The organism is Actinoplanes sp. NPDC051633 (assembly GCF_040681735.1).
In the GTDB taxonomy this organism is placed as follows: Bacteria; Actinomycetota; Actinomycetes; order Mycobacteriales; family Micromonosporaceae; genus Actinoplanes.
Genome location: NZ_JBFAZH010000233.1, coordinates 1 through 8321, shown reverse-complemented (window position 1 = coordinate 8321; position 8321 = coordinate 1). Strand labels below are relative to the sequence as shown.

General features: G+C 70.0%; 5 protein-coding genes and 1 pseudogene. All 6 read left to right on the top strand.

Annotation, left to right across the window (positions count from 1 at the left end; genetic code table 11):
* Positions 1-1220 (top strand): annotated as a pseudogene (locus AB0M20_RS15620) (ATP-binding protein); the annotation flags it as partial.
* Positions 1221-1268: 48 nt separating this feature from the next.
* Positions 1269-3524 (top strand): EAL domain-containing protein, encoded by a 2256-nt coding sequence (locus AB0M20_RS15615; protein WP_364298540.1) that lies wholly within the window; start codon positions 1269-1271, stop codon positions 3522-3524.
* Between the two features lie 56 nt (positions 3525-3580).
* Positions 3581-4903 (top strand): extracellular solute-binding protein, encoded by a 1323-nt coding sequence (locus AB0M20_RS15610; RefSeq protein ID WP_364298538.1) that lies wholly within the window; start codon positions 3581-3583, stop codon positions 4901-4903.
* Between the two features lie 12 nt (positions 4904-4915).
* A complete protein-coding gene (locus tag AB0M20_RS15605) occupies positions 4916-5857 on the top strand; it encodes a sugar ABC transporter permease (protein WP_364298536.1) in 942 nt (313 codons plus the stop codon).
* A 1-nt stretch (position 5858) separates the two neighbouring features.
* Positions 5859-6740, top strand: coding sequence for a carbohydrate ABC transporter permease (locus tag AB0M20_RS15600; protein ID WP_364298534.1), 882 nt, complete (start codon positions 5859-5861; stop codon positions 6738-6740).
* Positions 6741-6742: 2 nt separating this feature from the next.
* The gene (locus AB0M20_RS15595; RefSeq protein ID WP_364298532.1) at positions 6743-8224 is read left to right on the top strand and encodes an alpha-N-arabinofuranosidase; all 1482 of its coding nucleotides are present in this window, start codon (positions 6743-6745) and stop codon (positions 8222-8224) included.
* The last annotated feature ends 97 nt before the right edge of the window (positions 8225-8321 follow it).

Below are 8321 nucleotides of genomic sequence, written 5' to 3'. Positions count from 1 at the left end.
GATGGCTGGTCCGGCGGCCGTTCGTCACGAGCACCCCGCGCGGGCTGTTCGCCCACGACCTGGTCCGCAACGTGCTCGACGCCGAGTTCGAACGCCGCGCGCCGGAGCGGTATCTGTCGTATCACCGGGCCATCCGGGACCACGCGGTGGCCACCCTGCGCGACGCCACCGGACCGGACCGGCAGGCGCGCGCCCAGCAGATGCTCTTCCTGCTGCGCAACACCCCGCTCGTCGGGGAGGTCTTCGACCTGCGGGGGCAGGGCTCCGCCACGGTCGTGCCGGCCCGCGCCGGCGACCACGAGCAGGTCTGCACGATCATCGAGCGGTTCGAGAGCTCCGCGAGCGCCGCCCTCGCCCGGGCCTGGCTCGGCGAGTCACCCGAGCACCTGAGCGTGATCCGGGCCGGCGGCGAGGTCGCCGGCTTCGCCTACCGTGTGGACTCGCCGAGCGGATCGACGCTGGAGGACAAGGATCCGATCGTGCGGGCCGTGCTCGACCAGATCGCCCGCAAGGGGCCGCTGCGGCCCGGCGAGCGCGTGGACATCCTGCGTTTCGCCGGCGCCCGCGAAGGCAACCGCGACCGGTACGCGCTGCTGGCCGCCTCCGTCGCCCTGACCGAGTGGCTGACCCGCCCCCTCGCATGGTCGGTCATCGTCGCGGTCGACGTCGAATACTGGACGCCCTTCTTCGACTACCTGGCCGCCGCCCCGCTGGCCGAGGCCGAAATCGCCGGCCTGCGGCACGTCGCCTACGGCATGGACTGGCGACGCCTGCCGGTCGGCGATTACCTCGACCTGCTCGTCGAACGCGGCCGTTGCGGCGGCACCGGACCACCGCCGGCCGCCTCGCTGCGGCCGCCGCCACTGGACCGCCCCCGGTTCGCCGCCGCGGTCCGGGCCGCCCTGCAGAACCTGCACCGCTCCGACCTGCTCGGCGCGAACCCGCTGATGGGCTCCGCGCTGGCGGCCACCCCGCAGGGGCCCAGCACCGGCCACCTCCGCACCACGATCGAGACGGCTGCCGCGGACCTCGGCGACCAGCCGGGCGGGGACCGGCTGCGCGCCGTCCTGCACCGCACCTATCTGCGCCCCGCGCCCACCCAGGAAGCCGCCGCCCAGGTCCTCGACCTGCCGCTGAGCACGTACCGCCGGCACCTGGCCCGGGCGCTCGACCAGCTGACCGACCGCCTCTGGACGCAGGAGATCGGCGGGCTCAGGTAAAACCGCCGAAAAGCTACAAGTCGCCCGCCGGAGTCCGATCATCGAGACATGTCCCCTCCGTGGCGCGTGCCCGCCCCGCTGCTCGGCGGGTTCGCGCTGCTCGCGGTGACGTATCTGTGGTTCCTGGTGGGGCTGGGACACCAGTGGCACAACACGCTGGCCGGGTGGGCGCCGCTGCCGGCCGGTGCCGTGCTGGCCGCGTACACCGGCTTCGCCGTCTTCACGAAGCGTTCGCTGCCTGCCGACGTCCGCCGTTTCTGGCTCCGCGTCGCCGTCACCTGCCTGATCCTGGCCGCCGCGACAGCCGCCAACGCGCTCGACGCCTTCGGCGGCGGCACGCCGTCGCAGCGGCTCGGCCCGACCGCCGCGGCGCTGTACGTCACCGTGCTCGGCGGCATGGTCTGGTCGTTGCTGCGGCTGCCGGTCGGTCGCCGCTCCGCGGGTGAGTGGACCCGGTTCGGGCTCGACGTCGGCATCATTCTGCTCACCAGCGGCGTGCTGATGTGGCAGCTCTCCCTGCGAAGCGGGCGCGCGCTGCTGTCACAGACCGGCTCGCTGGTGCCGATCCTCTGCCTGATCACCATCGCGGCGGTCTCCCTCACCGCGGCGATCAAGGTCGCGTTCGGCGGCGCCGGCGGGCTGGACCGGGTGTCGCTGCGGTGGCTCGCGCTCGGCCTCGCGCTGGCCCTCACATCCGGGGCGATGATGCCGCTGCTGCACGGGCGGCCGCACCTGTCCACGACTCTGCTGGCCATCCCGGTCGTCGCCGTGTTCACGCAGATCGCCGCTTACCGGCAGCTCCGCGCCCCGGCCACCCCGGAGCCCGTGAAACGCGCCCGGCGCGGGTTCAGCGTGCTGCCCTACCTGGGGGTGGCGGGCATGGACGCGGTCCTGCTCGGCTCGGAGATCACGCGTACGACCGAGGGCAAGCTGATCGCGGGCAGCACGGTGGCGCTGACCGCGCTGGCGATGCTGCGCCAGATCCTCGTGCTGCGCGACAACGGCCGCCTGCTCACCACCGTCGACGCCAACCTGCGGGAGATGCGCGACTACCAGCGCCGGCTGGATCACCAGATCACCCACGACACGCTGACCGAGACCGCGAACCGCACCCTGTTCGCCGAGAAGGTGACCGAGCGGCTGGCCGCCGGCGAGACGTTCCACGTGGCATTGCTCGACCTCGACGACTTCAAGGAGGTCAACGACCGGCTCGGCCACGGCACCGGCGACGCGCTGCTCAAGGCGGTCAGCCGGCGCCTGACCGAGGCGCTGCGGCCCGCCGACGTGCTGGCCCGCCTCGGCGGCGACGAGTTCACGATTCTCTTCAGCGGGGACCCGGCGGCGCTGCTGCAGCGTCTGGTCGACCACGTGCAGCGGCCGCTGCTGCTGGACGGCAACGACCTGGCGCCGCGGATCAGCGTCGGCGTGACCGAGAGCGCGCCGGGCGACTCCCCGGAGGAGGTCATGCGCCGCGCGGACGTCGCGATGTACGCCGCGAAGAGCGCGGGCGGCAGCCGCTGGGCCTGGTACGACCCGATCATGGATCAGCTGGCCGACATGGACGCGATGCTGAGCGCGGACCTGCGGCAGGCCATCGTCCGCGGCGAGTTGTCCGTCGTCTATCAGCCGATCGTCGAGCTGCCGCACGGCCGCGTGATCGGGGTGGAGGCCCTCGTCCGCTGGCACCGGGCGTCGCCGGCGGTCTTCATCCCGCTCGCCGAGCGCAGCGGCTTCATCGTCGAGCTGGGCCGGTGGGTCCTCGAGCAGGTCGTCGCGCAGGCCGCCGCCTGGCCGATGCTCGAGAGGATCAGCGTCAACATCTCGGCGCGCCAGCTGCAGGAGCCCGGGTTCGCGGCGTCCGTCGCGGCGCTGCTGGACACCTGGGGTGTCGAGCCGTCGCGGCTGGTCGCCGAGGTCACCGAGACCGCCGTGCTGGGCTCCGGGCTGGACGCGGTCCGCGAGCTGCACGACCTGGGCCTGCAGGTCGCGCTGGACGACTTCGGCACCGGGCAGTCGTCGCTCAGCCTGCTGGTCAGCTGCCCGGTGAACATCCTCAAAGTGGACAAGTCATTTGTCGACGGGGTGTCCGCGAGCACGCCGCAGGCGGTGATCGTGGAGGGTCTGATCGGGATCACCGACGGCCTAGGTGTCCAGGCCGTCGCCGAGGGCGTGGAGACGGCGGCGCAGGCGGAACGGCTCGCCGAGCTGGGCTACCGCTACGCCCAGGGCTTCCACTTTGCCCGGCCGATGCCGCCCGCGGAGATCGACGCGCTGCTGATGTTCGAAGATTCTCGAATCAAGTAAGAGCATTCTCGCATTTGCCTATGGACCATTCGCCGCCGCCGGAGCATGGTCGGGGCATGACCAGCTATCTGAGCCGGCGTGCGGTGTTGCGCGGCCTGGTCGGCCTCGGCGCGGGCGCGACCCTCGCCGGCTGTTCCGCCCCGGTCCTCAGCGGGCTAGGCACCGGCGGTGACGCGGCCGGCTCGCTCGCTTACTGGAATCTCTTCGGCGGTGGTGACGGCGTCCGCATGACGTCGATGATCGACAACTACCGCGCAGCAAATCCCGGCATCGACCTCAAGGCCGTGACCCTGGCCTGGGGCAATCCCTATTACACGAAACTGTCGCTGGCCACGCTCGGCGGGAAGCCGCCGGACATGGCCGTGTCGCACCTGACCCGCGCGAAGACGCTGGTCGCCTCGGACCTGCTCGAGGAGATCACGCCGGACGACATGGCGAAGGTCGGCATCGCGGTGAACCAGCTCGACCAGACCGCCTGGAACGCCGGGCTGGTGGAGGGCAAGTCGTACGCGATCCCGCTGGACACGCACCCGTTCGTGATGTTCTACAACACGGAGATCTGCGAGAAGGCCGGACTGCTCGACTCCTCCGGGGCGCTGCAGACGATCGACAGCCCCGAGAAGTTCATCGACGCCATGAACAAGGCCAAGGACGTCACCAAGGTGTACGGCGGGGTCACGGCGATCACCTCCGACACCTCGACGCCGTGGCGGATGTTCCAGTCCTGGTACAGCCAGCTCGGCGGCGAGACCCTCGCCGACGAGGGCCGCAAGGTGGTGATCGACGAGGCCAAGGCGATGCAGGTGCTGCAGTTCATGCAGTCCATGACCAAGGACGGCGCGGTGCCGGGCAACCTCGACTACGCGGGGTCGGTGGCCGCCTTCGCGACCGGGCAGGCCGGCTTCTACTTCCAGGGCGAGTGGGAGATCTCCACCTTCCAGACCGCGAAGACGCCGTTCTCCATGACGCTGTTCCCCAACCTCTACGGCGGCGACAAGTACTCGGTGCAGGCCGACTCGCACACCCTGGTGATCCCGAAGGGCGTCCAGGGGGCCCGCAAGGACCGGGCGATGGGCCTGATCAAGTCGTTCCTCGACCAGAGCAAGACGTGGGCCGAGGGCGGGCACGTGCCGTCCTGGCTGCCGTTCCGGGACAGCGCCGAGTTCAAGGCCCTCAAGCCGCAGGCGAACTACGCGGCCGCGGCCGAGGGCGCCGCGTACGACCCGGACGGGTGGTACTCCGGCTCCGGCTCCAACTTCGAGATCATCACGGGCTCCAACATCGCGACCGTCCTCGCCGGGCAGGAGCAGCCGGCCGCCGCGCTCGAGCAGATGCGCACGGCGCTGACCGGCCTCGCCAAAACCGCCTCGCCGATCTAAGGGGGTACGACGGTGACCACCACCGAGACACCGGTACGCCGGCGGAGCGGCACACAGGCGCCCGAGCCGCGGCACGGCAAGCCGTGGACACACGGCCTGCCGGCGGCCGCCTTCCTCGCGCCGTTCCTGATCCTGTATCTGGCCTTCATCATCGGTCCGGCCATCTACGGCCTGGTGATGAGCTTCTTCGACACCAGCCTGGTGAAGCCGGGCCTGGGCTCGTTCGCCGGTTTCGGCAACTACGCCGAGGCGCTGCAGAGCTCCGACTTCTGGGCGGGGCTGTGGCACACGGTCTGGTTCACGATCCTGACCACGCCGCCGCTGATCCTGCTGGCCTTCGTCTTCGCGCTGCTCGCCGACCGGGCCAAGCGCGGGCGCTGGTTCTTCCGGCTGGCGTTCTTCATGCCGTACATCCTGCCGTCCGCCGTCATCGCGCTGATCTGGATCTTCATCTACACGCCTGAGCTGGGCCTGCTGGGCACCGGCCTGGCGAAGATCGGCATCACCGCGCCGAACTGGCTGGGCGACCCGATCTGGGCGATGCCGTCGCTCGCGCTCACCACGATCTGGTGGACGCTCGGCTTCAACTTCGTGCTCTACCTGGCCGGGCTGCAGGACATTCCCCGCGAGCTGTACGAGGCGGCCTCGATGGACGGCGCCGGACCGTGGCAGCAGATCTGGCGGATCACCGTCCCGCTGCTGGCCCGCACCACGACCCTGGTGGTGGTGCTCCAGGTCATCGCCTCGCTCAAGGTCTTCGACCAGATGTACATCATGACCCAGGGCGGCCCGAACTTCGCCACGAGATCGATCCTGGAGTACATCTACGACGAGGGCTTCACCAACTTCCGCACCGGGTACGCGGCCGCGGCGTCGATGCTGTTCTTCCTCGTCGTGGTGGCCGTCTCCGCCGTCTGGTTCGGGATCGTCCGCCGCCAGCAGAAGGAGGGCTGACATGACCATCACCGACGAAGCCCCGGCAACCGCCGAGAAGGCGCGTGCCGACGTCGCCCGGGCCGACTCCCGCACCAAGCTCTTCAACCGCATCTGCGCCGGCGTGCTGATCGCGTTCGCGCTGATCTGGCTGGTCCCGATCCTGTGGGCGATCGACACCGCGCTCAAGCCCAACGAGGAGACCACCGAGACCCGGTGGCTGATCGACAACCCGACCTTCGACGCGTTCGGCCGCGTGCTGCGCGACACCGACATCCTGCGCTGGTTCGGCTCCAGCCTGATCATCTCGACGATGACCGCCATCGGTACGGTGATCGTGGCCAGCCTGGCCGGGTTCGCCTTCTCGCGGATGCGGTTCAAGTACCGCAACCATCTGTTCTTCCTGGTTCTCGCCGGCATCATGATCCCCGGCCAGGTGCTGATCGTGCCGCAGTTCCGCGAGATGGACTCGCTCGGCATCCTGAACACGTTCTGGGCGGTCAGCGCCACGCAGATCCCGACCGCGGTCGCGGTGTTCATCTTCAAGCAGTTCTTCGACGGGTTGCCCCGTGAGCTCGACGAGGTGGCCCGGATCGACGGCGCCAACTTCTGGGGCATCTACCGCAAGGTGATCATGCCGCTCGCCCGTCCCGCGGTCGCCGCGGTCGTCATCTTCGCGTTCGTCCAGTCGTGGAACGACCTGCTGTGGCCGCTGCTGGTGCTGAGCAATCCGGACATCATGACGATTCCGGTCGGCCTGGCGACGGTGCAGGGCTCGTTCGGCATCCGCTATGCCGACGTCATGGCCTCGGCCGTGCTCGGCGCCGTCCCGCTCGTCGCCGTCTTCCTTCTCTTCCAGCGCAACATCGTCGAGGGCATCGCCGGCACCGGCCTGAAAGGTTGATCATGCTCAACGCGTCCTTCACCGTCGACCCGTCGTTCCGGGTGGGAGAAGTCGACCCCCGGTTGTACGGATCGTTCGTGGAGCACATGGGACGTTGCGTCTACACTGGCATCTACGAGCCCGGGCACCCGTCCGCCGACGCGGACGGGTTCCGGACGGACACCGCCGATCTCGTGCGTGAGCTCGGCGTGCCGATCGTGCGCTACCCCGGTGGGAACTTCGTCTCGGGCTACCGCTGGGAGGACGGCATCGGCCCCCGCGACGAACGGCCGACGCGGCTCGATCTGGCCTGGCGGTCGATCGAGACCAACCAGGTGGGCGTGCAGGAGTTCGCCAAGTGGGCCGCCGGGGTCGGTGTCGAGCCGATGATGGCGGTCAACCTGGGTACGCGCGGCATCGACGCGGCCCGGTCCCTGGTCGAGTTCTGCAACCTGCCCGGCGGCACGTACTGGTCGGATCTGCGGGGCGGTGACCCGTACGGCGTGAAGGTCTGGTGTCTCGGCAACGAGATGGACGGGCCCTGGCAGATCGGGCACAAGACCGCTTCGGAGTACGCCCGGCTGGCGCACGAGACGGGCAAGGCCATGCGTCTGGTCGACCCGACCATCGAGCTGGTCGCATGCGGCAGCTCCCACCTCAGCATGCCGACCTTCGGCGAATGGGAGCGGACGGTCCTGACGGAGACGTACGACGTGGCCGACTACATCTCCATGCACGCTTACTACCAGCAGCGCGGCGACGACCGGGACAGCTTCCTGGCGGCCGCCGCGGGCATGGATCGCTTCATCGACGCGGTCGTGTCCACGGCCGACCACGTGCGCGCGGTGGGCCGGCACTCCAAGAAGATGAACATCTCCTTCGACGAGTGGAACGTCTGGTACCAGAGCCGGTTCGCCGGCGAGCGGAACCTGACGATCGAGGAGACGCCGCGGCTGATCGAGGACGTCTACTCGGTGACCGACGCGGTGGTGGTCGGCAACCTGCTGATCAGCCTGCTGCGGCACGCCGACCGCGTGAAGATCGCCTGCCTGGCTCAGCTGGTCAACGTGATCGCCCCGATCATGACCGAGCCGGGCGGGCCGGCGTGGCGGCAGCCCAGCTTCCACCCGATCGCCCTGACCGCCAAGCACGGGCACGGCACGGTGCTGCGGGTCGAGCCGACCGCACCGATGTACGACACCGAGGAGCAGGGCGAGCAGCCGCTGCTGGACGCGGTGGCCGTGCAGGGCCCGTCCGGGGTGACGATCTTCGCGGTCAACCGGTCGCAGACCGAGCCGATGGCGGTGGACGTGGACCTGCGGTCGCTGACGTCGCTGACCTCGGCGACGCACACGGCGCTCTCCGACGACGACCCGGACGCGATCAACACGATGGACGAGCCGGAGCGGGTGACGACCAGGCGCCTCGACGACCCGAAGCTCGACGGCGGGCGCCTGCAGGCCGTCCTGCCCGCGCTGTCCTGGAACATGATCCAGGTCAGCTGAGTCCGTCACTCCTCGCCGAAGTCGCCGCTTCCCCGCCGGGGGCGGCGACTTCGGTCGTCTCCGGCCGTGTCGGCTCGCCCGCCGCGGGCGCCGCAGA